General features: G+C 64.5%; 20 protein-coding genes. 17 read left to right on the forward strand and 3 right to left on the reverse strand.

All coding sequences use genetic code 11. The features are described from left to right. Nucleotides 1–156: 156 nt before the first annotated feature. The 6 genes from repC to hutU all read left to right on the forward strand — a co-directional run bounded on the left by repC (nucleotide 157) and on the right by hutU (nucleotide 8272). Nucleotides 157–1308: a plasmid replication protein RepC gene (repC, locus tag A9D60_RS04575; RefSeq protein WP_065266513.1), complete on the forward strand. Its 1152-nt coding sequence runs from the start codon at nucleotides 157–159 to the stop codon at nucleotides 1306–1308. A gap of 344 nt (nucleotides 1309–1652) precedes the next feature. Then, the gene (locus A9D60_RS04580) at nucleotides 1653–2978 is read left to right on the forward strand and encodes an MFS transporter (protein WP_065266570.1); all 1326 of its coding nucleotides are present in this window, start codon (nucleotides 1653–1655) and stop codon (nucleotides 2976–2978) included. A gap of 104 nt (nucleotides 2979–3082) precedes the next feature. Beyond that, nucleotides 3083–4291, forward strand: coding sequence for an imidazolonepropionase (gene hutI, locus A9D60_RS04585; protein WP_065266514.1), 1209 nt, complete (start codon nucleotides 3083–3085; stop codon nucleotides 4289–4291). Beyond that, entirely contained in the window at nucleotides 4288–5811 is a 1524-nt protein-coding gene (gene hutH / locus A9D60_RS04590; RefSeq protein ID WP_065266515.1) for a histidine ammonia-lyase, read from the forward strand. The genes hutI and hutH overlap by 4 nt, the downstream gene beginning before the upstream one ends. Continuing rightward, a complete protein-coding gene (hutG, locus tag A9D60_RS04595; protein ID WP_065266516.1) occupies nucleotides 5808–6593 on the forward strand; it encodes an N-formylglutamate deformylase in 786 nt (261 codons plus the stop codon). The genes hutH and hutG overlap by 4 nt, the downstream gene beginning before the upstream one ends. Continuing rightward, complete coding sequence (hutU, locus tag A9D60_RS04600; protein ID WP_065266517.1) at nucleotides 6590–8272, forward strand: urocanate hydratase; 1683 nt, start codon at nucleotides 6590–6592, stop codon at nucleotides 8270–8272. Before hutG ends, hutU begins: the two co-directional genes overlap by 4 nt. 53 nt (nucleotides 8273–8325) lie before the next feature. Here hutU and A9D60_RS04605 read toward each other — a convergent pair whose 3' ends face one another. Continuing rightward, complete coding sequence (locus A9D60_RS04605; protein ID WP_065266518.1) at nucleotides 8326–9000, reverse strand: GntR family transcriptional regulator; 675 nt, start codon at nucleotides 8998–9000, stop codon at nucleotides 8326–8328. 107 nt (nucleotides 9001–9107) lie between these two features. Between A9D60_RS04605 and A9D60_RS04610 the strand changes: the two genes are divergently transcribed. The 7 genes from A9D60_RS04610 to A9D60_RS04640 all read left to right on the forward strand — a co-directional run bounded on the left by A9D60_RS04610 (nucleotide 9108) and on the right by A9D60_RS04640 (nucleotide 15197). Continuing rightward, the gene (locus A9D60_RS04610) at nucleotides 9108–9710 is read left to right on the forward strand and encodes an amino acid synthesis family protein (RefSeq protein WP_019294371.1); all 603 of its coding nucleotides are present in this window, start codon (nucleotides 9108–9110) and stop codon (nucleotides 9708–9710) included. Next, nucleotides 9682–10485 (forward strand): alpha/beta fold hydrolase, encoded by an 804-nt coding sequence (locus tag A9D60_RS04615; protein ID WP_065266519.1) that lies wholly within the window; start codon nucleotides 9682–9684, stop codon nucleotides 10483–10485. The genes A9D60_RS04610 and A9D60_RS04615 overlap by 29 nt, the downstream gene beginning before the upstream one ends. Then, nucleotides 10482–11408, forward strand: coding sequence for a flavin reductase (locus tag A9D60_RS04620; RefSeq protein WP_065266520.1), 927 nt, complete (start codon nucleotides 10482–10484; stop codon nucleotides 11406–11408). The genes A9D60_RS04615 and A9D60_RS04620 overlap by 4 nt, the downstream gene beginning before the upstream one ends. Continuing rightward, nucleotides 11405–12442 carry an LLM class flavin-dependent oxidoreductase gene (locus A9D60_RS04625; RefSeq protein ID WP_065266521.1) on the forward strand — a complete coding sequence of 346 codons (1038 nt, stop codon included), beginning with the start codon at nucleotides 11405–11407 and terminating at the stop codon, nucleotides 12440–12442. The genes A9D60_RS04620 and A9D60_RS04625 overlap by 4 nt, the downstream gene beginning before the upstream one ends. 12 nt (nucleotides 12443–12454) lie before the next feature. Then, complete coding sequence (locus A9D60_RS04630; RefSeq protein ID WP_065266522.1) at nucleotides 12455–13918, forward strand: aldehyde dehydrogenase; 1464 nt, start codon at nucleotides 12455–12457, stop codon at nucleotides 13916–13918. A gap of 94 nt (nucleotides 13919–14012) precedes the next feature. Further along, complete coding sequence (locus A9D60_RS04635; protein WP_065266523.1) at nucleotides 14013–14219, forward strand: dodecin; 207 nt, start codon at nucleotides 14013–14015, stop codon at nucleotides 14217–14219. 81 nt (nucleotides 14220–14300) lie between these two features. Continuing rightward, nucleotides 14301–15197: a complex I NDUFA9 subunit family protein gene (locus A9D60_RS04640; protein WP_083194102.1), complete on the forward strand. Its 897-nt coding sequence runs from the start codon at nucleotides 14301–14303 to the stop codon at nucleotides 15195–15197. Between the two features lie 28 nt (nucleotides 15198–15225). On the opposite strand, the gene A9D60_RS04645 is transcribed toward A9D60_RS04640, so the two are convergent. Then, nucleotides 15226–16212: a GlxA family transcriptional regulator gene (locus A9D60_RS04645; protein WP_065266524.1), complete on the reverse strand. Its 987-nt coding sequence runs from the start codon at nucleotides 16210–16212 to the stop codon at nucleotides 15226–15228. Between the two features lie 128 nt (nucleotides 16213–16340). Here A9D60_RS04645 and A9D60_RS04650 point away from each other — a divergent pair, with 128 nt between their 5' ends. The 4 genes from A9D60_RS04650 to A9D60_RS04665 all read left to right on the forward strand — a co-directional run bounded on the left by A9D60_RS04650 (nucleotide 16341) and on the right by A9D60_RS04665 (nucleotide 22654). After that, entirely contained in the window at nucleotides 16341–18287 is a 1947-nt protein-coding gene (locus A9D60_RS04650) for an acetoacetate--CoA ligase (protein ID WP_065266525.1), read from the forward strand. Between the two features lie 18 nt (nucleotides 18288–18305). Continuing rightward, nucleotides 18306–19223: a 3-keto-5-aminohexanoate cleavage protein gene (locus tag A9D60_RS04655; protein WP_065266526.1), complete on the forward strand. Its 918-nt coding sequence runs from the start codon at nucleotides 18306–18308 to the stop codon at nucleotides 19221–19223. An 88-nt stretch (nucleotides 19224–19311) separates the two neighbouring features. After that, nucleotides 19312–20733: a carnitine 3-dehydrogenase gene (locus tag A9D60_RS04660; protein WP_065266527.1), complete on the forward strand. Its 1422-nt coding sequence runs from the start codon at nucleotides 19312–19314 to the stop codon at nucleotides 20731–20733. Nucleotides 20734–20962: 229 nt separating this feature from the next. After that, a complete protein-coding gene (locus A9D60_RS04665) occupies nucleotides 20963–22654 on the forward strand; it encodes a BCCT family transporter (RefSeq protein WP_065266528.1) in 1692 nt (563 codons plus the stop codon). A gap of 72 nt (nucleotides 22655–22726) precedes the next feature. Here A9D60_RS04665 and A9D60_RS04670 read toward each other — a convergent pair whose 3' ends face one another. Next, entirely contained in the window at nucleotides 22727–23071 is a 345-nt protein-coding gene (locus tag A9D60_RS04670; protein ID WP_039148384.1) for a RidA family protein, read from the reverse strand. Between the last annotated feature and the right edge of the window lie 17 nt (nucleotides 23072–23088).

Below are 23088 nucleotides of genomic sequence, written 5' to 3' on the forward strand. Positions count from 1 at the left end.
GAGGCACGTAAGCAGGCAAAAGAAAAGCCCCCCAGGACATTACATCCCAGAAGGCCGTTCTCAGATTTAGCACCTTTGGAATAGCCTCTCAGACTCGTCAGTGTCAACTCTGTGCGCCGCACAGGGGCGGGTATTTTTGTCTTTCGTGAAAAAATCATGGAACAGGCGTCCCAAATCGCATTTGGGCGGCAGGATCCGTGCGGCCGGCTGGCGGGTACTCACGACAAGTGGGACCTTCTGGCTGCACTGACGCACGCCGCCGCGGAATTTGAACTGAGCCACCGCACCCTCGGCGTCCTGAAGGCGCTGCTGACGTTTTTCCCGGAGCGCGCATTGCCAGCCGAACCGGACAGCGCCATTGTGTTCCCGTCGAACCGCAAGCTGATGGAACGGCTGAACGGGATGCCCGAAAGCACCCTGCGCCGCCATCTGGCCGCCCTCACCCGCATCGGTATTGTCAGCCGGAAGAACAGCCCCAACCGCAAGCGTTACGCGCGCCGCAGCGGTAATGACATGGCCCTGGCCTTCGGTTTTGACCTCTCTCCCCTCGCCCGCCACGCAAGCCAGATCTTTGATGCCGCGCTGGAAGCCAAGGCCCGTGCCGAGCGTCTGGCGGTGCTGCGCGACCGGGTTGCCGTGCTGCGGCAGGAATTGCTGGAGCTGGCGGATGAGCCCTGCGAAACGCTGCTGGAAACCGCCCGTAAACTGCTGCGCCGCAAACCCTGCGAAGCCGAATTGTCCGCGATGAGCAATCTGCTGCGCGCGGAAATTGCCAGCCGGACACCAGAGGAGCCCCCGCAAGGCTCCCTGCCCTCTGCACCCAAACTGAGCGCCCCTGACAGCCAGAATGAGCGGCACATACAGGATTCAGTAAAAAAAGATTCTGACTCTGAAGAGGCGCAGCCCAAAACGCCCTGCCCCGAACCTCAGCATTCAGGTGCAACGTCTGGCAATGCAGAGAATGCCGGTGATCTCGCCACCGTCTTGCGCGCCTGCCCCGAAGTGCAAACCTATTACCCCGGTGCGCTGCGCAGCTGGCAGGATGCCGACCGCATTGCCGAAACCCTGTCACCGATGATGGGGATCGAAATGCCGGTTCTGAGCGATGCACGTGCTGCCATGGGCCGCAAGGAGGCGGCAACGGCTGTCATGTGCATGCTGGAGAAACTCGGCTCCATCCGCAGCCCCGGCGCTTACCTCAGACGCTTGGCGCAGAAGGCGCGTGCGGGCCAGTTTTCCACGGCACCGATGCTGAACGCACTGCTGCAGGCGGGGAACCGGGCGGAGATTGTCAGCTGCCAATTTTAGCAAGCTGCCGGGTTTCAGAGACCAGTTTGGCCCGGTGAGCACTGGACTTCAGCTTCTTCAAAACAGGGTCCAGAGGTGAATTGTCAGCTGGCAACTATTAGGAACACAGCGAAACCCGCCCTGTGCATGAAGCCGGTTTCCATCGGGAAACGGATGTGGACCGGCGCAGAGTTTGAGGCTGAAAATCACCCGCGGCACCTCCCGGCAAAGGCCTCTTTTGACTGAAATTGTCAGCTGACAATTCTTTCTTTTGCCTGGGGCTCCGGCCGCATTGGACCATTGCTTTCAGCGCCACGCCGCGGCCACAGTGGCGGAAAGATTCCCAGCCAGAAGGCAAGGTTTTCATGCTCTCCATCCTCAAGAACCGGACCTACCGGCATCTGTTCCTAGCCCAGATCGTGGCGCTCAGCGGCACCGGACTGGCGACAGTGGCGCTTGGCCTTCTGGCCTATGATCTGGCCGGGGAGCGTGCCGGTGTGGTGCTGGGCACCGCATTGACGATCAAGATGGTGGCCTATGTCACCGTGTCCCCGATTGCCGCCGCCTGGGCCGAACAGGTGGACCGGGGCAGGATGCTGATCGCGCTGGACATGGTGCGGATGGCGGTTGCGGTTTGCCTGCCGTTCGTCACGGAGGTCTGGCAAGTCTATCTGCTGATCTTCGTGCTGCAATCGGCCTCAGCTGGTTTCACGCCTGCCTTCCAGGCCTCGATCCCCGACGTGCTGACGGAGGAGAAGGATTATACCCAGGCTTTGTCGCTGTCGCGGATGGCGTATGAACTGGAAAGCCTCATCAGCCCAATGCTGGCCGCGGCTCTGCTGGTTCTGGTCAGCTCCTCGACACTGTTCTGGGGCACTGCGGCGGGGTTTGCAGCCTCAGCCTTGCTGCTCGTCTCCATCGTTCTGCCGTCGCCAGCGCCCAAGGCGCCGCGGCCGATCTGGCAGCGCACCACCCGCGGCATCCGGAATTATCTGCGCACACCGCGGCTGCGCGGGCTGCTGGCAATGAACTGGGTGGTCTCGGCGATGGCGGCGATGGTGCTGGTCAATACAGTGGTGCTGGTGCGCGCCGGGCTGGGGCGGGGCGAAAGCGCAGTGGCGCTGGCCTTGGCCTGTTTCGGCGGTGGCTCGATGCTGTCGGCGATGCTGCTGCCGCGGCTGCTGGAGCGTGCTCCTGACCGCAGCGTGATGCTGGCGGGCGGCGTGCTGGGGACTGCCGCATTGGGGCTGCTGGCGCTGGCAGCACTGGCACTGCCGCTGAGCTTTGCACGGCTGGCAATTGCCTGGTTTGTTATCGGCCTCGGCTATTCCGCCGTGATGACGCCCTCGGGGCGGCTGCTGGCGCGCTCGGCCCATGCAGAGGACCGGCCTGCAGTCTTTGCTGCGCAGTTCACCCTTTCGCATGCCTGCTGGCTGGTCTTCTATCCGCTGTCGGCCTGGCTGATGGCGGTCTGGGGGGCAGGGCCGGCGATGCTGGTGCTGGCGCTGCTGGCTGCTGCCGGGCTGATCGTGGCGCAGCGCCTGTGGCCCGCGGACAGTGCCGCGCCGGTGGCACACAGCCACCCGGACTTGCCGCCGGATCATCCGCATTTGCAGGGCGGCCACCCGCATGCGCATCCGATCATCATCGACGATCTGCACCCCCGGATCCCGCGGAAAGAGGGGATCTAGGGGCCCTGGGCCAAGCCGCAGCTTATTCATTTTATGACTAGACATAATCGCCTAAATGAGTAGCTTATTGCCAAACCGGTAATGAAGCGACTCGGGGGGATTCCGTGACGGGAAACTATGTTCTGACAGGCGCGCGGCTGGCCACGATGGCCGGAACGGACACGCCTTACGGGCTGATTGAAGACGGCGCTGTTGCGGTTTCCGACGGGAAAATCGTCTGGGCCGGGCTGCGGCAGAAATTGTCAGCTGACAATTTTCCCTGGAAGCATGTTGATCTGAACGGGCGGCTGGTCACGCCGGGCCTGATCGACTGCCACACCCATATCGTATTCGGCGGTAACCGGGCGATGGAGTTCGAGATGCGCCTCAATGGCGCGTCATATGAGGAAGTCGCTAGGGCAGGGGGCGGCATCGTCTCCACCGTGTCGGCCACCCGCCAGGCATCGCTTGAACAGCTGGTGCAGGATGCGCTGCAGCGCCTGGATGCGCTGATCGCCGAGGGCGCAACGGTTGTGGAGGTGAAATCCGGCTACGGGCTGGATCTGAATACCGAGCTGAACATGCTGCGCGCTGCCCGCCGCCTCGGTGAACTGCGCCCGGTGACGGTGAAAACCACCTTCCTCGGCGCCCATGCCACCCCCGGAGAATACAAGGGCCGCGACGATGAATACATCGACGAAGTCTGCATTCCCGCCCTGCGCGCGGCCCATGCGGAGGGGCTGGTGGATGCGGTCGATGGCTTCTGCGAAAACATCGCCTTTGCGCCTGCGCAGATCGAACGGGTGTTCAAGGTCGCGCAGGAGCTGGGCTTGCCGGTGAAACTGCATGCCGAGCAGCTGAGCCATCAAGGCGGCACCGCACTGGCGGCGCAGTACGGCGCGCTGTCGATCGATCACGTGGAATACGCCACCGAAGACGACGCCAGGGCGATGGCGGCCGCTGGCTCCGTTGCGGTGATCCTGCCCGGTGCGTTCTACACCATCCGCGAAACACAGATGCCGCCGATTGACCACTTCCGCACCCATGGCGTGCCGATGGCATTGGCGACCGACTGCAATCCCGGCTCTTCGCCGCTGACCTCGCTGCTGCTGACGATGAACATGGGCTGCACCCTGTTCCGGATGACGCCGGAGGAAGCGCTGGCAGGCGTCACCCGCAACGCGGCCCGCGCGCTGGGTCTGACGGACCGCGGCCAGATTGCTGCCGGCATGCGTGCCGATCTGGCGGTCTGGGACGTGGAAACGCCCGGCGAGCTCGCCTACCGAATCGGCTTCAACCCGCTTTACACCCGTATCTATGAGGGAAAACGATGATCGAGATGATCCCCGGCACGGTGACGCTGTCCACGCTGGAAGATATCTACCGCAACCTGACCCCGGCCAAGCTGGCGTCTTCGGCGCGTGAGCCGGTGGAGGCCGCCGCGAAAATGGTGGCAGAGGCCGCTGCGGGTGAGGAAGCCGTCTATGGCATCAACACCGGTTTCGGCAAACTGGCCTCGACCAAGATCGCACCGGCTGACACCGCCACCCTGCAGCGCAACCTGATCCTCAGCCACTGCTGCGGGGTAGGGGAGGCGCTGCCGGAGGACAAGACCCGGCTGATGATGACGCTGAAGCTCTTGTCGATGGGCCGCGGCGCGTCGGGCGTGCGCTGGCTGGTGATCGAGCAGATCGAGCAGATGCTGGAACGCGGCGTGGTGCCGGTGATCCCGTCGCAGGGGTCCGTGGGCGCGTCGGGCGACCTGGCACCGCTGGCGCATATGGCGGCGGCGATGATCGGGGCAGGGGAGGCCACGTTCGAAGGCACCCGCATGTCCAGCGCGGAAGCGCTGAAAAAGGCCGGGTTAGAGCCTATTGTGCTGGGACCCAAGGAAGGCCTGGGGCTGATCAACGGCACCCAGTTCTCCACCGCCTGCGCGCTGGGGGGGCTGTTTGACGCCTGGCGCATGGCAGAGGCGTCTATGGCGATTGCCTCGCTGAGCACCGACGCCATCATGGGCTCCACCGCGCCGCTGATCGCCGACATCCACACCCTGCGCGGCCATGCCGGGCAGATCGACGTGGCCCGCGAAATGCGCGGGATCATGGACGGGTCTGAGATCCGCGAGAGCCACCGCGAGGGCGACACCCGCGTGCAGGACCCGTACTGTATCCGCTGCCAGCCGCAGGTGGTGGGCGCGGCACTGGACGTACTGCGGATGGCCGCCAAAACGCTGGAGATCGAGGCCAATGCCGTCACCGACAACCCGCTGGTGCTGGTGAACGAAGGCCGGATCGTCTCGGGCGGCAACTTCCACGCCGAATATGTGGGCTTTGCCGCGGATCAGATCGCGCTGGCCGTCGCCGAAATCGGCGCCATCGCGCAGCGCCGGGTGGCGCTGATGGTGGATCCGACCCTCAGCCACGACCTGCCGCCGTTCCTGACGCCGGATCCAGGCCTCAATTCCGGTTTCATGATTGCCGAAGTCACAACCGCCGCGCTGATGAGCGAGAACAAGCATCTGGCCAACCCCTGCGTGACCGACTCGACCCCGACCTCGGCCAATCAGGAGGACCATGTGTCCATGGCCGCCCATGGCGCGCTGCGGCTGTCGAAGATGAACGCCAACCTGTCGGTGATCCTCGGCGTCGAAATGCTCTGCGCCGCACAAGGGGTGGAGGCGCGCGCGCCGCTCATGACCTCCGCCCGGCTGCAGGACGTGCTGGCAATGCTGCGCACCGATATCCCCGCGCTGGCAGAGGACCGCTACCTGGCGCCCGACATCGAAGCCGCCAGCGCCATGGTCCGTGCGGGACGGATTGCGGAGGCCGCAGGCGTGAAGGTGACGGCATGATCGAAGTGACCCAAGGCACCTCGCCGCTGGTGCTGGGCTTGCCCCACACCGGCACCGATGTGCCGCCGGACATCTGGGAGTGCCTGAACGAGACGGGCAGGGCGCTGGCCGATACCGATTGGCATATCCATGACCTGTATTCCGGGCTGGCAGAGGAGGTGACAACCGTCCGCACACCGGTCCACCGCTATGTGATCGACGTGAACCGCGATCCGGGTGGTATCAGTCTATATCCCGGGCAAAACACCACCACTCTGGTGCCGCTCACGGATTTTGACGGGCTGCCGATCTGGCAGGAGGGCAAGGAACCGGATGAGGCGGAGATCACCCGCCGCCGCGACGCCTATCACGCGCCCTATCACGCGGCGCTGACGGCGGAGATGCAGCGGGTGAAGGCGATCCATGGCTTTGCCATCCTCTACGACTGCCACTCAATCCGCGGCGACATTCCGTTCCTGTTCGAGGGCCGCCTGCCGGATTTCAATGTGGGAACCAACATGGGCGAAACCTGCGACGCTTCGATCGAGGCGCTGACCGTGGCCCAATGCGCGGCGGCGGAGGGTTATACCTCCACCCTCAACGGCCGTTTCAAGGGCGGCTGGACCACCCGCCACTACGGGCGCCCTGCGGACGGCCTGCACGCTATCCAGATGGAGCTGGCGCAGGCCACCTACTGCCAGGAAAGCCCGCCCTGGACCTATCTGCAGGAGCGCGCGGAAGAACTGCGCGCCCATCTCACCAACATTCTGACTGATCTCAAAAACTGGAGGCCCTCGGCATGAGCGATCCCCGCAAGAACACCCGCGACATCTTTCCGCCCACCGGCCCGGAAATCACCGCCAAGTCCTGGCTCACTGAGGCGCCGATGCGGATGATGATGAACAATTTGCATCCCGACGTCGCGGAAAACCCGCATGAGCTGGTGGTCTACGGCGGCATCGGCCGCGCCGCGCGCACCTGGAAGGACTTCGACCTCATTGTCGAAAACCTGAAAAACCTCGAGGAAGACCAGACCCTGATGGTGCAGTCCGGCAAGCCGGTCGGCGTGTTCCAGACCCACAAGGACGCGCCGCGGGTGTTGATCGCGAACTCGAACCTCGTACCGCATTGGGCCAACTGGGACCACTTCAATGAGCTCGATAAGAAGGGCCTGATGATGTACGGCCAGATGACCGCTGGCTCGTGGATTTACATCGGCACCCAAGGCATCGTGCAGGGCACCTATGAGACCTTTGCCGAGGCCGGTCGTCAGCATTACGGCGGTGACCTGAAGGGTAAGTGGATCCTGACCGGCGGCCTGGGCGGCATGGGTGGCGCGCAGCCGCTGGCAGCCGTGTTTGCCGGTGCCTGCTGCCTCGCGGTGGAGTGCAACCCCGACAGCATCGACTTCCGCCTGCGCACCAAATATCTGGACGAGAAAGCCGAAACCCTCGACGAAGCGCTGGAGATGATCGAGCGCTGGACCGCGGCAGGTGAGGCGAAATCCGTGGGCCTCTTGGGCAACGCGGCAGAGATCTTCCCGGAGCTGGTGAAACGCGCCGAAGCAGGCGGCATCCGCCCCGATATCGTGACCGACCAGACCTCCGCCCACGACCCGGTCAACGGCTACCTGCCGCTGGGCTGGACCATGGGCGAATGGAAAGAGCGCCGAGAATCGGACAAGAAAGCGGTGGAAAAGGCCGCCCGCGCCTCGATGAAGGTGCAAGTGAAGGCGATGTGCGACTTCCACGCGATGGGTGTGCCCACGGTGGATTACGGCAACAACATCCGCCAGATGGCGCTGGAGGAGGGGCTGGAGAACGCCTTTGACTTTCCGGGCTTCGTGCCCGCCTATATCCGCCCGTTGTTCTGCAAGGGCATCGGCCCGTTCCGCTGGTGCGCTCTGTCGGGCGATCCGGAGGATATCCGCAAGACCGACGCCAAGATGAAGGAGCTGTTCCCGGAGAACGAAGGCCTGCACCGCTGGCTGGACATGGCGCAGGAACGCATCGCCTTCCAGGGCCTGCCTGCGCGGATCTGCTGGATCGGCCTCGGCGACCGGCACAAGGCCGGCCTCGCGTTCAACGAGATGGTCCGCAATGGCGAGCTGTCGGCACCGGTGGTGATTGGCCGCGACCATCTGGACTCGGGTTCTGTCGCGTCTCCGAACCGGGAGACAGAGGCGATGATGGACGGTTCTGACGCGGTCTCTGACTGGCCGCTCTTGAACGCGCTGTTGAACACCGCTTCCGGCGCGACCTGGGTGTCGCTGCACCATGGCGGCGGCGTTGGCATGGGCTTCTCGCAGCATTCCGGCGTGGTGATTTGCTGCGACGGCACCGAGGACGCAGACCGCCGCATTGGCCGCGTGCTGTGGAATGACCCGGCGACCGGCGTCATGCGCCATGCGGACGCGGGCTATGACATCGCCAAGGACTGCGCGCGGGAGCACGGGCTGAACCTGCCCGGCATCCTGGGCTGATAATTCAGCCCGCCAAACAAACCTGGGTAGCCGGTTTCCAGTGAGGAGGCCGGCTATTTTTCTTGCAACAGCCGTTCGGCGGTGTGTTTGGCGTCGCTCAGGTGCCGTTCGATGGCGGCCTGTGCAGCCTTTGCATCCCCTGACACAATTGCCTCGCAGATATCCTGCATATGGGCGGGGCCGGGCTTCTGGCGCTCCGCGGTAGACAGCGTCACTGCCCGCAGCCGGCTGATGCGGCCGTTCAGACGCTGGGCGATTTCCCAGGCGACGTTGTGGCCGGCGCCATCGAAGATGATCCGGTAAAACTCCGTCGTGGCGCGCAGCATCGGGGTGGGCACGCCTGCGCCCACGGCCTCTTGCAGGCTCTGCAGTGCCGCCCGCAACTGCTCTGCCAGTTGCGGCGTGATGTTGCGGGCGCATTCGGTGGCGGCGGCGGTCTCCAGCATCTGGCGGATGTCGTAGATCTGCCGCGCGTCGGCCCATGTGAGCTGCGCCACAATCGGCCCCTTTCCGGGCAGGATCTCCACCAGCCCCTCTGCCTCCAGGTACCGGATCGTTTCGCGCACCACGGTGCGGCTGACGCCCAACTGGTCACACAGGGGCCGCTCCACCAGCCGTTCGCCGGGGGCAAACTGGCCGGAGATGATCGCCTCGCGCATCCGCTCCTGCACGATGTCGCGCAGGGTCTGCGGCTGGTGGTCGATTTTGCTCATGATGGGGCTGGTCATGGTTCTTCCGATAGCAACGGGGGCAGGGCGGAACAAGTCTGCATTGACATACTGTATGATGGTATACCATATTACGGCAACTGGAATCAGACAAGAAAGACCCGCCCATGCCCGCCGAAATCCGCAAGACGCTGCTGCATGTCGAAGAGACCCTGATCGAGGGCGGCAAGGCAGCGGAAACCCCGCTCAAGATGATTGCCGCGGTGGCGGTGATCAAAAACCCCTGGGCAGGGCAGGGGTTTGTCGAGGACCTGCGCCCTGCGATCCATGATTGCGCTCCGGGTCTTGGCGAGAAGCTGACGGCGATGATCCTGGAGGCTGCCGGCGGCGGCGATAAGGTTGAGGGCTACGGCAAATCCGCCATCGTTGGTGTGAATGGCGAGGTCGAGCATGCCTCTGCCCTGATCCACACGCTGCGGTTCGGCAACCACTTCCGCGAGGCGGTGGGGGCGAAATCCTACCTCGCCTTCACCAACACCCGCGGGCCGGCCAATGCCTCGCTGCAGATCCCGCTGATGGACAAGAACGACGGCGGGCGGCGCAGCCATTACCTGACCATCCAGCTGTCCGTGGCGGATGCGCCGGGCCCGGATGAGATCGTGATCGCGCTTGGCGCCTCCATCGGCGGGCGGCCGCATCACCGGATCGGCGACCGCTATCAGGACCTGAAGGAACTGGGCCATGACGTCGACAATCCTGCCGCTGTCTGAGCCTTACGGGGCTGTCACCTGCCTGCGGGCAGGGGAGGGGTCTCCGCTGGTGCTGATCCACGGGGTCGGCATGCAATCGGCGGCCTGGGGGCCGCAGATTGAGGCTTTTGCGCAGACCCATGAGGTCATCGCGCTGGACATGCCCGGCCATGGCGGCAGCGCGCCGCTGCCGGAGGGGGCGGAACTGCCGGATTATGTGGCGTGGCTGCATGGCGCACTGCAGGCTCTAAACTTAGGGCCTGTCTCGCTTGCAGGCCATTCCATGGGTGCGCTGATTGCGGGCGGCTATGCTGTCAGCCATCAGGAAAACGTGGCCCGGGTGGCGCTGCTGAACGGGGTGTTCCGCCGTTCCTCAGACGCACGGGCTGCGGTTGAGGCGCGCGCGGCTGAAATCCGCACGGGCTGCTTTGACTTGGAAACGCCGCTGGCGCGCTGGTTCGGGGACAGCCCCGCCGACCAACAGGCGCGGGCGCAGGTGGGTAAGTGGCTGTCTGCTGTGAACCTGCAAGGCTACGCCGCCGCCTATACCGCCTTTGCCCGCGGCGACAGCACCTATGCCGACGGCTTTGCGGGCATAAGCTGCCCGCTGCTGGCGCTGACCGGCGACGGGGATCCGAACTCAACGCCGGAAATGGCGCAAGCGATGGCCGCCGCCGCGCCGCAGGGCAGGGCCATTGTCATCGAAGGCCACCGGCATATGGTCAATTTGACTGCACCCGCAGAGGTCAACGCGGCCCTGCACGACTGGCTGAACACCGAAGGAGCAACGTCATGAGCGAGATTGACCCGCGCGCCCTGCGAAACGCATTCGGGACCTTCATGACCGGCGTCACCGTGGTGACAACGCATGATCCGGACGGAAACCCCATCGGCTTTACCGCCAACTCCTTCACCTCCGTGTCGCTGGATCCGCCGCTGGTGCTGGTCTGCATCGCCAATTCCTCCAGCAATTACGCGGCGTTTGAGCAAGCGGGCGGGTTTGCCGTCAATGTGCTGGCAGAGGACCAGAAGGACGTCTCCAACACCTTCGCCCGCCCGGTCGAGGACCGCTTTGCTGCCGTCAGCTGGCAGAAGGGGCCTGAGGGCAGCCCGGTGTTCGAAGGCGTCTCTGCCTGGTTCGACTGTTCCATGCACAACCGGGTCGAAGCCGGTGATCACCTGATCCTGATCGGCCGGGTGGAGGCGTTTGAGACCTCGCCCGCGCCGGGTCTGGGATACGCCCGCGGTGCCTATGTGACAGCGGCGGCGGAGGCCGAGGCGCTGAGCCAGGGGGCTAAGCTGATTGTCTCGGCCCTGATTGAGCATGAGGGCAAGGTGCTGCTCATGGGCAACGACCAGGGCAAGCTGACGCTGCCGGAAATCCGGGTCGGCAAGGAGGGCGCCTCTGCCGCCTTGGCCAAGCTGATCGCGGACACCGGCGTCGAGGCTGAGCCGGGGTTCATCTATTCTGTTTACGAAGACAAAGCGCGCGAACATCAGCATATCTCGTTTCTGTGCCAATCGGCCGGCGGCACACCGGCCAAGGGTGTTTTCACACCGCTGACCCAATCCACGCTGATGGACATTGCCGACGCGGCTATGTGCACCATGCTGGAACGGTTCGCGAGTGAGGCCCGGATGGGCAATTTCGGGGTGTATTATGGCAATCAGACCACCGGGCAGGTCCGCCCCGTGGCGACAGGGAGCAAAGGCGCATGAAATTTTCCCTCTTTGCGCATATGGAGCGGATTTCCGCGGCAGACGATCAGAAGCAGCTGTATGACGAGTTCATCCAGCTGTGCAAAATTGCCGATGACGGCGGGATGCATGCGGTCTGGACGGGTGAGCATCACGGGATGAATTTCACCATCTCGCCGAACCCGTTCCTGAACCTCATCGACGTGGCGCGGCACACCAAGAACGTGCGGCTGGGCACGGGGACGGTGATTGCGCCGTTCTGGCATCCGATCCGGCTGGCGGGCGAGGCGGCGATGACCGATATCATCACCAATGGCCGCCTGGACCTGGGCATCGCGCGCGGCGCCTATTCGTTTGAATACGAACGCATGATGCCCGGCATGGACGCCTGGGAGGCGGGCCAGCGGATGCGGGAGCTGATCCCGGCGGTGCAGGGCCTGTGGCAGGGCGATTACGCGCAGGAGGGGGAGTTCCMCTCCTTCCCGAAAACCMCGTCTTCCCCGAAACCGGTTCAGGAAAACGGCCCGCCGATCTGGGTGGCGGCGCGTGATCCGAACAGCCATGAATTTGCCGTGGCCAATGGCTGCAATGTGCAGGTGACGCCATTGTGGAAGGGGGACGAGGAAATCACCGACCTGATGGGCAAGTTCAACGATGCCTGCGCCAAGCATGCCGATGTGCCGCGGCCCAAGATCATGCTGCTGCAGCACACCTATGTGGCGGACAGCGCAGCGGATGTGAAACGCGGGGCAGAGGAACTGAACCGGTTCTACTGCTATTTCGGCGCCTGGTTCATGAACAAGCGCGAGATCCGCCAGGGCCTGATCGACCCGCTGAGCGACGAGGAAATCGCGGCGCATCCGTTCTATTCGCCCGAGGCGATGGAGCGCGATCTGGTGATCGGCGAACCGGCGGCGGTGATCGAGCGGCTGAAGAAGTATGAGGCGCTGGGGTATGATGAATACTCGTTCTGGATCGACAGCAGCATGAGTTTCGAGCGCAAGAAAGCCTCGCTTGAGCGGTTCATCACCGAAGTCATGCCCGCGTTTCAGTAAGGGAGCCTGAGAATGCAGTCTTTCCAGCAGTATATAGGCGGTGCGTTTGAGGACGCGAGCGAGACCTTCGAGAGCCTCGATCCTGCCTCCGGCAAAGCCTGGGCGCAGATGTCGGCCGCTTCGGCGGCGGATGTGGACCGGGCGGTCAAGGCTGCGGAGGCTGCGTTCTTCTCCCCTGAATGGGCTGGGATGAGTGCCACCCAGCGCGGCAAGCTGCTGATGCGGCTGGCTGATCTGGTGGCGGAAAAGGCCCCGCGGCTGGCGGAGCTTGAAACCCGCGACACCGGCAAGATCATCCGCGAGACCTCGGCCCAGATCGCCTATGTGGCGGAATACTACCGCTATTACGCAGGGCTGGCCGACAAGATCGAAGGCGCGCATCTGCCGATCGACAAGCCGGACATGGAGGTCTGGCTGCGGCGCGAGCCGGTGGGGGTGGTGGCCGCCATCGTGCCGTGGAATTCGCAGCTGTTCCTGTCTGCTGTCAAAATCGGCCCGGCGCTGGCGGCGGGTTGCACCGTTGTGCTGAAAGCGTCGGAGGAAGGCCCGGCGCCGATGCTGGAATTTGCCCGCATCTTTGATCAGGCGGGCTTTCCGCCCGGCGTGGTGAACGTGATCACCGGCGGGCCGGAGGCGGGKGCGGCGCTGACCAGCCACGCTGGCGTTGCCCATGTGGCCTTTACCGGCGGGCCGGAAACCGCGCGCCATATCGTGCGTAATTCGGCGGAAAACCTCGCCTCCACCTCGCTGGAGCTGGGCGGCAAGTCGCCCTTCATCGTGTTTGACGATGCCGATCTGGAAAGCGCGGTGAATGCGCAGGTCTCCGGTATCTTCGCCGCCACCGGGCAAAGCTGTGTTGCGGGATCGAGGCTGGTGATCCAGAAGGGCATTAAGGACGCGTTCCTTGCGCGGCTGAAGGAGAAGGCCGAAGCGGTGGTGATCGGTGCGCCGGATGATATGGCGACCGAGGTCGGGCCGCTTTGCACCCTGAAACAGCGCGATCATGCGCTGCGGCTGATCGGGGCCTCGGTTGCGGCCGGTGCCAAGCTGGTCACGGGCGGCACCGTGCCGGAAGGGGAGGGGTTCTATTTCCCGCCCACGGTGCTCGATTGCTCTGATGCACCGGAGGCACCCTGCCTGTCGAACGAATTCTTCGGCCCGGTGCTGTCGGTGGTGGAGTTCGAGACCGAGGCAGAGGCGATGGAGATTGCCAACAATACTGCCTTCGGCCTGGCCTCGGGCGTGTTCACCCAGAACCTCACCCGTGCACACCGGATGATCCGGGGCATCCGGGCGGGGATCGTCTGGGTCAACACCTACCGCGCAGTCAGCCCGATTGCGCCCTTTGGCGGCCACGGCCTGTCCGGCCACGGGCGCGAGGGCGGGCTGCAGGCCGCTTTGGACTACACCAAGGTGAAGGCCGTCTGGCTGCGCACCAGCGATGATCCGATCCCCGATCCCTTTGTGATGCGCTGATCTGATCCGGAGGAAACTCTGGACGCGGGCGCTTATCCGGTCACACTGGACCCCGTACTGCGGCCGCCAGGGCTGCAGAGTGAGGAGGTGTGTGATGAGTGACGCGGTTTACAAGACAGTGGATGTGGTCGGAAGTTCGCAATCCAGCATTGAGGATGCCATCAGCGGGGCCATTTCCCGCGCGTCTAAGACCATTGACCATATCGGCTGGTTCGAGGTCGGTGAGATCCGCGGCCATGTCGAGGACGGCAAGGTCGCCCATTATCAGGTCGGCTTGAAGATCGGGTTCCGGCTGGATTGATCCGGCAAAGACGGGCGCAAGTGGCGCGGCGGCGCGGATGCGCTATCTGGAGGCGCAGATCCCCATAGGGAGCGCTTCCGGATGCAGATCAGCCCGCGCAGAGTGATCGTGCTGGGCGGCACGGGGTTTCTTGGCCGCCGGGTGGTGCGGCGTCTGCAGCAGCAGGGCTGCAGCGTCAGCGCCGGCACCCGTGCGCCCGGGGCGCCGCCGCCGGATGAGTGGGAGCCGGGGGTGGAGCAGGTGCAGACGGATCTGGCACAGCAGAGCGTCATGGCGCGTGCACTCAGCGGTGCTGGATGGGTGGTCAATTGCATCGGCTTTTACACGGAAACCCGGCAGCAGGATTTTCACAGCGTGCATGTGGAGGGCGCCCGCAGGGTCGCCCGGCTGGTTCGGCAGACCCCGGGCCAGCGGCTGATCCACGTCTCCGGCATCGGCGCCAGCCTGCATTCGCCCTCGGCCTATGTGCGGGCCAGGGCTGAGGGGGAGGCCGCGGTGCGCAGTGCCTGCCCCGATGCGGTGATCCTGCGGCCCAGCGTGATGTTCTGCCAGGGCGGCGTGTTCTTCGGGGATCTGCAGCGGCTTGCCGCGCAGCTGCCGGTGATCCCGCTGTTCGGCCGCGGCCAGACCCGGCTGCAGCCGGTCTGGGTGGAGGATGTGGCGGAAGCGGTGGCCCGTGTTCTGGATGGCCCGCGGGCGCAGCGCAAGGTGTTTGAGCTGGGCGGGCCGGATGTGCTGGCCTACCGTGACATCCTGCAGCGTCTTGCAGCCCGCACCGGCCGCCGCCGCCTGCTGCTGCCGGTGCCGTTTGCTCTGTGGCGGGTTGCAGCGGCGCTGCTGTCGCTGCTGCCCAGTCCTCCGGTTACCCCGGCACAGATCGCGCTGATGCGGCGCGACAATACGGTGGGCGAAGGGGTTGCGGGGTTTCGCGATCTCGGGATTGAGCCGCATTCACCGGTGGTAATGGGCCTGGTCTAGGGCTGCCGCCGCTTGCCGGATGCCGTTTTCAGCCGCTCCCGTTGCCGCCGGATTGCTGGACCCACGGTTTTTCCCGTCCCCGCGCCTCGCGGATGGTCCGGCCGAAATGCCCGCTGAACGACCGCCCCAGAGAGGAGGCTGAGGAAAACCCGCAGCGCAGGGCAATCTGCTCCAGGCTCAGATGGGTTTCCTCCGACAGGTAGCGGGCATGCTGGAGCCGCAGCATTTTGTAGTATTTTCCCGGCGTCATGCCGAGTTCGCGCTGGAATGCCCGCGCCAGTGTGCGCTCTGACAGCGACACCCGCTTGGCCAGCGCCGCCGTGCTCAGCGGGGTTTCAATGGTTTCTGCCATCAGGTTCGCGGCCTTCAGGATCTTGGGCGATCCCCGCTGCTCCAGCCGCGCGGCGCCGCGGTTCAGTTCCGACTGGCGCGAGGGGTCATAGACGAACATCGTCGAGGCGCCAAAGGCGGCGGCAGAGCCGTAAAGATCCTGAATGAGGCTCAGCATCATGTCGAGGGCAGTGCTGGCGCCGCCGCAGGTGAGGAACGGGCCGGAGCGCACAAACCGCGCGGTGGAGACCTCGGCTTTGGGAAAGGTCTCGGCAAAGGCGTCCAGTTCCTGCCAGTGGATCGTTGCTGTATGGCCGTCCAGCACCCCGGCTGCAGCCAGCAGCCATGCGGCGGTATCGAGCGCCAGAACGAGCCGGGCAGCCCGCGTGGCTGCCCTGAGCTTGGCCAGCAGGGCAGGCGTTACCTGTTCGCGCACATGGTAGCCGGCAACCAGAACCAGGGTGCGGTTGCCCTGGCGTTCGTCAAATGCGCCGTCCGGCGTGATCTGCAGCCCGCTGGAACTGCGCACCGGTGCCCCGTCCAGCGTGGTGACGCGCCACCCGGCAATATCCTGGCCGGCATTCATCCGCACGTCGCGCAGCGGTTCCATGGCGCTGGCCAGCACCATGTTGGAAAACCCGTCAAACAGCAGGAATTCGAATATCGGCGGCTGATTTGGCGGCATCTGTATGTTTTTTGACCGAAACTGTATAAGCGCTGCGTCAACTCCTGCGCTAATCACGCAGGAAGTCAAGCATCTTGACGATCCGCCGACGCCCACCTGACGCCTGCTCTCTAACCACTGATACCTCCATGACCACCGCTCCTCTTCTCTGGCAGCCGGACCTTTCGGTGCGCCGCAAACCTTTGCTGTCCGGTTTCATGTCGCAGGCTTCTGCGATTGCCGGAACATCGCTGGACAGCTTTGCCGGTCTGCACGTCTGGTCGGTTGCGCAGCCGCAGGATTTCTGGCCGCTGGCCTGGGAGTTCTGCGGGCTGGAGGGCGACCCGGGGGAGGTGCCGCTGCTGGCCCATCAGGACCCGGTGCAGGTCCGTTTCTTCCCCGAAGCGCGGCTGAACGTCGTGGACACCTTCCTGAAGAATGCCGACGGGCGCGAGGCGATTGTGTTCATTGGCGAGGACGGGCGCCGCATGGTCTGGACCCGTGCGGAGCTGAAGCGCGAGGTGGAAATGCTTGCCGCCGCGCTGCGGGCAGCCGGGATCGGCGCTGGCGACCACGTCGCGGGCTATGTGCCGAACATGCCGCAGACCGTGGCGGCGATGCTGGCCACGGCATCTTTGGGGGCGGTCTGGTCCTCCTGCGCGCCGGAGAGCGGGCCGGATGTGGTGGTCGACCGCTTCGGCCAGATCGAACCCAAGCTGATGTTTGCCGCCGACGGCTATTTCTATAACGGCAAAGCGTTTGAGACCCGCGCCGCCATTGCCGAGGTCGCGGCCCGGGTGCCGTCGATCCGGCAGATCGTGGTCTGGCCCTATGCTGGCGAGGCGCAGGATCTGCCGGAGTGCATGACCGCCTATGAGGCCTTCAAGCAGGCAGACGCCCCGGCGCTGGACTGCCGGCCGATGGGCTTTCGCGATCCGCTCTATGTGATGTTCTCCTCCGGCACCACCGGCAAGCCCAAGTGCATTGAGCATTCCGGCGGCGGCACCCTCCTGCGGATGCTGGTGGAGCAGCAGCTGCACTGCGACCTGCAACCGGGCGACCGGATGTTATATTACACCACCTGCAACTGGATGATGTGGAACTGGCAGGTGGCGGCGCTGGCCTCCGAGGCCGTGATCGTGCTGTTTGACGGCAACCCGATGTATCCGGGCATGCGCCGGCTGTTTGACCTGGCCGAGGCTGAGAAGGTCACCCATTTCGGTATTTCCGCCAAATACATCGATGCCTCGCAAAAGCGCCGCAACCGGCCTGCGGACAGCCATGACCTGGCAGCGCTGCGGGTGGTTCTGTCCACCGGCTCGCCGCTGTCGCCCGAAGGCTTTGCCCATGTCTATGCCGATTGGAAGGCGGATGTGCAGCTGGCCTCGATCTGCGGCGGGACTGATATTCTAGGCTGTTTCATCGGCGGCTGCCCGCTGCTGCCGGTGCACCAGGGCGAGATCCAGGCACCGATGCTGGGGCTGGATGTGGCAACCCTGAACGATCAGGGCGAACCGGTGGAGGGCACGGCCGGCGAGCTGGTCTGCCGCAATGCGCATCCGTCGATGCCGACGCGGTTCCTTAACGACCCGGACAATGCCCGTTACCGTGCCAGCTATTTCGAAACATACCGCAATATCTGGCGGCAGGGCGATTTCACCATCCGCACGGAACACGGCGGATATGTGGTGCTGGGGCGCTCGGACGCGACGCTGAACCCCGGCGGCGTGCGGATCGGCACGGCGGAGATCTACCGGCAGCTCGACAAGATCGACGAGGTCGCAGATGCGGTGGTGGTCGGCCAGAGCATCGACAACGACGTGCGGGTGGTGCTGTTTGTGGTTCCCGCCGAAGGTGCTGCGCTGGATGATGAGCTAACCGCCCGGATCAAAACGGAAATCCGCAAGAACGCCTCGCCGCGCCATGTGCCCGCGAAAATCATCGCCGTCGCTGACATCCCGCGCACCAAATCCGGCAAAACTGCCGAGCTGGCGGTGCGCGATGTGGTGAACAAACATCACGTCCGCAACCTCTCCGGCCTCGCCAATCCGCAGGCGCTGGAGCTGTTTGCGGATCACCCCGAATTGCAAGCTTAACCCCAAAGGAGCGAAACCATGCCCCTGACCATGAACCGAGACGTCTTCATCACTGCCGCCGTGACCGGCTCTGGCGGCACCCAGGACAAATCCCCCCATGTGCCGCGTTCGCCCAAGCAGATCGCGGAGTCCGCGATCGAGGCGGCCAAGGCCGGCGCGGCGGTGGTTCACTGCCATGTGCGTGATCCGGAAACCGGCGCGCCGTCCCGGAAACTTGAGTATTACCGGGAGCTTACCGACCGCATTCGCGATTCCGAGGTGGACGTGGTGCTGAACCTGACTGCGGGCATGGGCGGCGACATCGTGTTCGGCTCCACCGAAGCGCCGCTGCCGGTCAATGAGGCGGCCACCGACATGATCGGCGCCACTGAGCGGATGGCCCATATCGCCGAATGCCTGCCGGAAATCTGCACCTTGGACTGCGGCACCATGAACTTTGCCGAGGCCGATTACGTCATGACCAACACGCCGGGCATGCTGCGGGCGATGGGCCAGATGATGACCGATCTGGGCGTGAAGCCGGAGATTGAGGCGTTTGACACCGGCCACCTGTGGTTTGCCAAGCAACTGGTAAAAGAGGGAATTCTGGAGCCTAACGCGCTGGTGCAGCTGTGCATGGGGGTGCCGTGGGGCGCGCCGAACGACCTCAACACCTTCATGGCGATGGTCAACAATGTGCCGTCGGACTGGACTTGGTCGGCGTTCTCGCTGGGCCGCGATCAGATGCCTTACGCGGCGCAGTCGGTGCTGGCGGGCGGCAACGTGCGGGTCGGTCTGGAAGACAACCTGTTCCTGGACAAGGGCGTGCTGGCCACCAACGCGCAGCTGGTGGAGCGCGCGGTGGGCGTGATCGAAGGCATGGGCGCCCGGATCATCGGTCCGGAGGCGGTCCGCGAGAAACTGGGCCTGACCAAGCGCGCGCCGGTGGAAAAATAAGCCGAAATGCGGGGGTGCCATGCGTGCACCCCCTGTACACCCCCTGTGCACCGGCGGGCGCACAGGGAGGGCGATCAGAGGATAGATCATGAAAACAGCAGCAATCATCGGCGGCGGGGTAATTGGCGGTGGCTGGGCCGCGCGGTTCCTTTTGAACGGCTGGAATGTGCGGGTGTTCGACCCGGACCCGGAAGCAGAGCGCAAGATCGGCGAAGTGCTGGCCAACGCCCGCCGCTCGCTGCCGTCGCTGTATGACAAGGCGCTGCCGGCCGAAGGCGAATTGACCTTCCACGCCGACATGGCGGAAGCGGTGGCGGATGCCGCCTGGATCCAGGAGAGCGTGCCGGAGCGTCTGGATCTGAAGCACAAGATCCACGCTCAGCTGCAGGAGCACGCACCGGCATCTGCGGTGATCGGCTCCTCCACCTCCGGCTTCAAACCGTCGGAGCTGAACGCCGAAGGCGCCCGCGCCGTGGTGGCGCATCCGTTCAACCCGGTTTACCTGCTGCCGCTGGTCGAGCTGGTGGGCGATGCGGAGACTTGCGCGCAGGCCGCTGGCATCCTGCGATCGGTGGGCATGTACCCGCTGACCGTGCGCAAGGAGATCGACGCGCATATCGCCGACCGTCTGCTGGAAGCAGTCTGGCGCGAAGGCCTGTGGCTGATCAAGGACGGCATCTGCACCACCGAGGAGCTGGACGAGTCGATCCGCATGGGCTTTGGCCTCCGCTGGGCGCAGATGGGTCTGTTCGAGACCTACCGGATTGCCGGCGGCGAGGCGGGCATGAAGCATTTCATGGCGCAGTTCGGACCGGCGCTGGAATGGCCCTGGACCAAGCTGATGGATGTGCCGGAGTTCACCGAGGAACTGGTGGACCTGATCGCGGGCCAGTCGGACGCGCAATCCGGCCATATGCCGATCCGCGCGCTGGAGCGGCTGCGGGACGACAACCTGGTCGGCATGATGCGGGCGCTGAAGAAATCCGGCAGCGGGGCAGGCGGTGTCATCAACACCCATGAAGCCACGCTGCCCGTGCCGGACGCGGTGGAGCTGCCGGTCACCGTCAGCCGCCCGGTGCCGCAGAGCTGGACCGATTACAACGGCCACATGAACGAGGCGCATTACACCGAAGCGTCGGCCCAGGCGACCGACCGGTTCATGGAGATGATCGGCTGCGACGCCGAGTACATCGCCGCGGGCGGCAGCTACTTCACCGTGGAGAACCATGTGCGCTTCCTGGATGAGCTGCACGAGGGCGATGCGCTGACCGTGACCACTCAGGTGCTGAAGGGCGAGGGCAAGAAGATGCATCTGTTCCACCGCCTGCACGGCACCGAAGGCAAGCTGGCGGCGACGGTGGAGACGCTGCTGTTGCACATGGACCTGAACGCGCGCGGCACCTCGCTGCCGTCGCCGGAGGTGGCGGACAAGCTGGCGTCCTTTGCCGCCGCGCACGCAGGCCTGCCGCTGCCGGAAGGCGCCGGGCGCCACGTGGGCCAGCGCGGATAACTTGGAAACCCGGCGGCTCGCGCGCTGCCGGGTTTCTTTTTGCGGGCCGGATCTCCTCCCCGATCCGGCCCGTTTTTTGAAAGCGTGCTGACCGCAAATGCGGCAGCGGGGGGGACCATGCCGGAGCGCCGGGCCATCGGGAAGGCTTCATCCCGCTTCGCGCTCTGCTCAGTTTTCCGCGGCTGGAGGGCCCGGGCGCTGAGGCATCAGAAACAATTGGGAGGACCAAATGTCTGAAGACAGTTCCAACAGCCACCTGGTGGCGAAATCCGGTTTCTTTACCGGTCTTCATCCGGGGATGAGCATTGCGGCCAAGGGCATGATCGCTGCCTTCGTGATCTTCACGGTCATGAACGTCGAGTTCGCCGGGGGCCTTTACAAGTCGATCCGCAGCTGGATCGAAAACGGGCTCAGCTTCTATTACATCACCCTGTTTTCCATCGGGCTTTTTGTCTGTTTCTGGCTGATGTTCTCGCGTTTCGGCAAGATCCGCCTGGGGGACGACGACTCGCGCCCTGAGTTCAGCAACTTCAGCTGGTTCTCGATGCTGTTCTCCGCAGGCATCGGCATCGGCATCCTGTTCTTTGGTGTTGCCGAGCCGATCTTCTACTTCGACACCTCTGCAGTCTGGGGCTATCCCAACAACCCGCATGCGGACCTTGCGGGCCATACGGAAATGGACATGCAGCGCGCGGTGGACGCGATGCGCGTGACCTTCTTCCACTGGGGGTTCCACGGCTGGGCGTTTTACGTGCTGGTTGGTCTGAGTCTGGCGTATTTCGGGTTCCGCAAGAAGCTGCCGCTGACTTTGCGCTCGGCGCTGTACCCGCTGATCGGCGAGCGTATCTATGGCCCGTGGGGGCACGCGGTGGACCTTCTGGCGGTGTTCGGCACGGTCTTCGGCGTCGCCACCTCGCTGGGTCTGGGCGTCAGCCAGATGGCGGCGGGGCTCAACCATCTGTTCGGTGTTGATCCCGGCACCGGCACCAAGCTGGTACTGATCGCGGTTGTGTCGGTCATCGCGACTATTTCCGCGGTGTCCGGCGTTGGCAAAGGCATCCGCATCCTGTCGGAATGGAACATCTGGCTGTCGATCGTGCTGCTGGCGGCCTTCGTGATCTTCGGGCCGTTCCAGTGGCTGATGGGCCTGTTTGTGACCACGGTCGGCGACTATGTTGCCAGCTTCATCCCGATGGGGTTCTGGACTGCGACCGAAGGCCCGGACGTGGCCTGGCAGGGCGGCTGGACAATCTTTTACTGGGGCTGGTGGATCTCCTGGTCACCGTTTGTCGGCGTGTTTATTGCCCGCATTTCGCGCGGCCGGACCATCCGCGAATTCATGGTCGGCGTGATGTTTGTTCCCACCACCATCGCGTTCTTCTGGCTGTGCATGTTCGGCGGCAACGCGATCTGGCAAGAGATGCACATGGGGGCCGGTGTGGCCTCGGCTGATGGGGCGGGCATCATCCAGACCGTGCGCGACTGGAACCTGCCGAGCGCGCTGTTCGGGACCATCGACAACATCGGCACCACCAGCTGGATGGGCGATATGAGCTGGGTCAGCTGGCCGATGTCGCTGCTGGCGACGTTCCTGTTGTTCTCGTGGTTCATCACCTCGTCAGACTCCGGCACGCTGGTGATCACCACCATGCTGTCGATGGGCGATGACAACCCGCCGAAGAAGTTCCGCATCATCTGGGGGCTGGGCGAAGGCGTGGTTGCGGCGGCGCTGCTGCTGGCCGGGGGGCTTGGCGCCCTGCAAACGGCGTCGATTGCGGCGGCTTTCCCGATTTCCTTTGTGCTGATCGCAATGATCTGGGGTTTGCTGAAGTCGCTGCACGACGATCCTTCGGCGTCGCCGATCTCGGTTGAGACGGTGGCAGCGGACGGAACCCGGATGAAGCAGGACCTGCACGCCTGAGGCACGTAAGGTTTTTGCAAAAGGAAAGCGCCGGGCTGTTGAGGCCCGGCGCTGTCTTTGTGCGGCTGCGGGTCAGTCGCAGGCGGCGGTGACGATGATCTCCACCTTCAGGATTTCGCGGGCCAGCTTGGCCTCGCCGCAGGCGCGTGCCGGGGCGTGGCCTTCGGGAACCCAGGCGTTCCAGACCTCGTTCAGCTCAGCGAAATAGGACATGTCGGAGAGCCAGATCACGGTCTGCAGGAGGCGGGTCTTGTCGCTGCCGGCCTCTGCCAGCAGGGCGTCGACCTTGGCGAGGATCTCGCGGGTCTGGTCCGCGGCGGTTTCGGCCTCGGACACCTGGCCGCTGAGGTACACGACGCCGTTGTGCTTGACGATTTTGCTGGAGCGGGCGGTGGTGCCGATACGGGTGATGGTCATGGGGTTTGCCTTTCCTT

Source organism: Leisingera sp. JC1 (genome assembly GCF_001679925.1).
Lineage (GTDB): Bacteria > Pseudomonadota > Alphaproteobacteria > Rhodobacterales > Rhodobacteraceae > Leisingera.

Bases quoted from the DNA above. Each gene is read 5' to 3' on its own strand.
- A9D60_RS04660 (WP_065266527.1), top strand. From the start codon at position 19,312: ATGAAAACAGCAGCAATCATCGGCGGCGGGGTAATTGGCGGTGGCTGG.
- A9D60_RS04620 (WP_065266520.1), top strand. From the start codon at position 10,482: ATGAGCGAGATTGACCCGCGCGCCCTGCGAAACGCATTCGGGACCTTC.
- hutU (WP_065266517.1), top strand. From the start codon at position 6,590: ATGAGCGATCCCCGCAAGAACACCCGCGACATCTTTCCGCCCACCGGC.
- repC (WP_065266513.1), top strand. From the start codon at position 157: ATGGAACAGGCGTCCCAAATCGCATTTGGGCGGCAGGATCCGTGCGGC.
- A9D60_RS04670 (WP_039148384.1), bottom strand. From the start codon at position 23,071: ATGACCATCACCCGTATCGGCACCACCGCCCGCTCCAGCAAAATCGTC.
- A9D60_RS04610 (WP_019294371.1), top strand. From the start codon at position 9,108: ATGCCCGCCGAAATCCGCAAGACGCTGCTGCATGTCGAAGAGACCCTG.
- hutH (WP_065266515.1), top strand. From the start codon at position 4,288: ATGATCGAGATGATCCCCGGCACGGTGACGCTGTCCACGCTGGAAGAT.
- A9D60_RS04640 (WP_083194102.1), top strand. From the start codon at position 14,301: ATGCAGATCAGCCCGCGCAGAGTGATCGTGCTGGGCGGCACGGGGTTT.
- A9D60_RS04580 (WP_065266570.1), top strand. From the start codon at position 1,653: ATGCTCTCCATCCTCAAGAACCGGACCTACCGGCATCTGTTCCTAGCC.
- hutG (WP_065266516.1), top strand. From the start codon at position 5,808: ATGATCGAAGTGACCCAAGGCACCTCGCCGCTGGTGCTGGGCTTGCCC.
- A9D60_RS04655 (WP_065266526.1), top strand. From the start codon at position 18,306: ATGCCCCTGACCATGAACCGAGACGTCTTCATCACTGCCGCCGTGACC.
- A9D60_RS04615 (WP_065266519.1), top strand. From the start codon at position 9,682: ATGACGTCGACAATCCTGCCGCTGTCTGAGCCTTACGGGGCTGTCACC.
- A9D60_RS04645 (WP_065266524.1), bottom strand. From the start codon at position 16,212: ATGCCGCCAAATCAGCCGCCGATATTCGAATTCCTGCTGTTTGACGGG.
- A9D60_RS04605 (WP_065266518.1), bottom strand. From the start codon at position 9,000: ATGACCAGCCCCATCATGAGCAAAATCGACCACCAGCCGCAGACCCTG.
- A9D60_RS04635 (WP_065266523.1), top strand. From the start codon at position 14,013: ATGAGTGACGCGGTTTACAAGACAGTGGATGTGGTCGGAAGTTCGCAA.
- A9D60_RS04650 (WP_065266525.1), top strand. From the start codon at position 16,341: ATGACCACCGCTCCTCTTCTCTGGCAGCCGGACCTTTCGGTGCGCCGC.
- A9D60_RS04665 (WP_065266528.1), top strand. From the start codon at position 20,963: ATGTCTGAAGACAGTTCCAACAGCCACCTGGTGGCGAAATCCGGTTTC.